Source organism: Nocardia sp. NPDC001965 (assembly GCF_053594175.1).
The window spans coordinates 1-2733 of the sequence record NZ_JBSFDZ010000090.1 but is presented as its reverse complement, the minus strand read 5'-3'; the positions used below and the strand labels follow the sequence as shown (position 1 = coordinate 2733).

The 2733-nt window shown below is 67.8% G+C and carries 1 pseudogene; it reads right to left on the bottom strand.

Annotated features, from left to right (window positions below):
* Positions 1–2715, bottom strand: a pseudogene (locus tag ACWCPQ_RS34975) (condensation domain-containing protein); the annotation flags it as partial.
* Positions 2716–2733 lie beyond the last annotated feature (18 nt).

Here is a 2733-nt window from a genome sequence, read left to right as displayed (position 1 = left end):
GAACAACTCCCACACCGACACATCGAACGTCGCGGGCGTCTTGAACAGCACCACATCATCGCGATCGAAACCGTACTGACCCACGATCCACGCGACCTGGTTCCGGGCCGCCGCATGCGAAACCGCCACACCCTTCGGACGACCGGTCGAACCGGACGTGAAGATCACATAGGCGGCATTGCCCGGCCGCAACGGCGTCACCCGGTCGGCATCGGTCACCGGTGCGGAGTCGTAGGCGCCGGTGTCGAGGGTGTCCAGGGCGAGCACCGGCACATCCCCTGTCGCATCCGCACCCACGGTCGCGATATCGCCGGTGGTGGACAGCACCCGCACCGGAGCCGCGGTATCGAGAATGTGCCGGATACGTTCGGCCGGATGCGCCGGGTCCAGCGGTACATACGCACCACCGGCAGCGACGACGGCATACATACCGACGACGAAATCGAGCGAGCGCGACACCAGCAGACCGACGAGGGTTTCCGAACCCACGCCCTGCGCGATCAGATACCGGGCCAACCGGTTGACCCGTGCGTCCAGTTCCGCGTAGGTGACCTCGACCCCGCCGGAGCTCACCGCGACCCGGTCCGGGTACTCGGCCACCGCCCGGGCGAAACCGTCGAACAACAGCCCGGGGGGCACCGGATGCTCGGTGGCGTTCCACTCGGTCAGCACCCGGCGCCGCTCGGCCGGGGCCAGGATCTCCAGATCGCCCACGGAGACGGACGGATCCGCGACCACACCGGACAGCAACCGCACGAACCGGTCGGCGAAGCCCTGAACCGTGGCGTGATCGAACATATCGGCCGCGTAGGTCAGGTACCCGCCCAGACCGGCCGGGCTTCCGGTGGCGTCGTAGTGGTCACCGAGCATCAGGTGCAGGTCGTATTGCGAGGTCTCGGTATCGATATCGACCCCGGACACTGTGAGCCCCGGCAGTTCCAGACTCGACTGCGCGAGATTCTGGAAGGTCAGGCCCACCTGGAACAGCGGGTGCCGCGACTGTGAACGCGCGGGATTGAGGACCTCCACCAGCCGCTCGAACGGCACGTCCGCATGCGCGAACGCCGCGATATCGATCTCCCGCTGCCGGCCCAGCAGATCCGCGAACGACTCCCCACGATCCAGCTGCGTCCGGAACACGAGCGTGTTCACGAACATACCGATCAGATCATCGAGCGCCTGCTCACCACGACCCGCCACCGGCGTACCGATGGTGATGTCGTCGGTGCCGGTGAGACGCGACAGGAGTACCGCAAGCGCCGAGTGCACCACCATGAACAGGGTCGCGCCCTGCTGCTGCGCGACCCGCTGCAACCCGGCGTGGGTCGCCCCGTCCACCGTGATCTCGATCCGGCCACCGGTGAACGACTGCACCGCCGGGCGCGGGCGGTCGGACGGCAGATCCAGCTGATCCGGCACACCCGCCAGCGCGGACCGCCAGTAGCCCACCTGCTGCGCCGCCAGCGATTCCGGATCGGCTTCGTCACCGAGCAGCTCGCGCTGCCAGATGCTGAAATCGGCGTATTGGACGGGCAGCGGCGCCCAGCCGGGCGCTTCGCCCGCCGCACGCGCGATATAGGCGGTCATCAGATCACGGGTCAACGGTCCCGCCGACGAACCGTCACCGGCGATGTGATGGATCACCATCGCCAGTACGTATTCGCTGCCGGACCCGGTCGCCGCGTCGGCTCCGTCCACCCGGAACAGCGCCACCCGCAATGGAACTTCGGTCGTCACATCGAAAACGGCCGATACCAGTTCCGATACCGCCGAGACCACCTCGCCGGCGGCCACCGATCGCACCTCGAGACGCGGCACGGCGTCGCCGACCGGCAACACCACCTGGACCGGGCCCGACTCGGTCTCCGGATACACCGTGCGCAGGACTTCGTGCCGCGCCACCAGATCGGACACCGCCGCCTGCAACGCGTCGATATCCAGCGCGCCGGACAGGCGGATGGCCAGTGGAATGTTGTAGGCGACCGAATGCTGATCGAACCGGTTGAGGAACCACATCCGCTGCTGCGCCAGCGACAACGGCACCTGCGCGGGACGCGATTGCGCCACCAAGGCCTTACGCCCGCCCGACCCAGCGTGCTGCTCCACCCGAACAGCCAGACCCGCCACCGTCGACGCCTCGAACAGCGCCCGCACCGGCACCGTGGTGTCGAGTGCCTTGCCCAGCCGCGCCGCCACCTGCGTCGCGACCAGGGAATTACCACCGAGGGCGAAGAAATCGTCATCGGCGCCCACCCGTTCGGTACCGAGGACGGCGGCGAACACACCCGCCACGATCTCCTCGATCGGCGTGGACGGCGCGCGGAACTCCTGCGCCTCGAACACCGGATCCGGCAACGCTCTGCGATCCAGCTTCCCGTTGACGTTCAACGGCAACGCATCGAGTTCCACGAATACCGACGGCACCATGTAGGAGGGCAGCCGCTGTCCGAGTTCGGCCCGGATGCGCGCAATGTCCAGGACGGTACCGCCACCGGCCACCACGTACCCGACCAACCGGTCCCCGGTCCGCGGATCCGATTTCGCCAACACCGCGGCCTGCGCCACCCCCGGCAACGCCAGCAACGCCGCCTCGATCTCCCCCAGCTCGATCCGGAAACCCCGAACCTTCACCTGGAAATCGGAACGACCCACATACTCGAGCTCACCCGCCGCAGTCCACCGGACCACATCACCGGTGCGATACATCCGCCCACCGGCACCCTCCGCGGAACC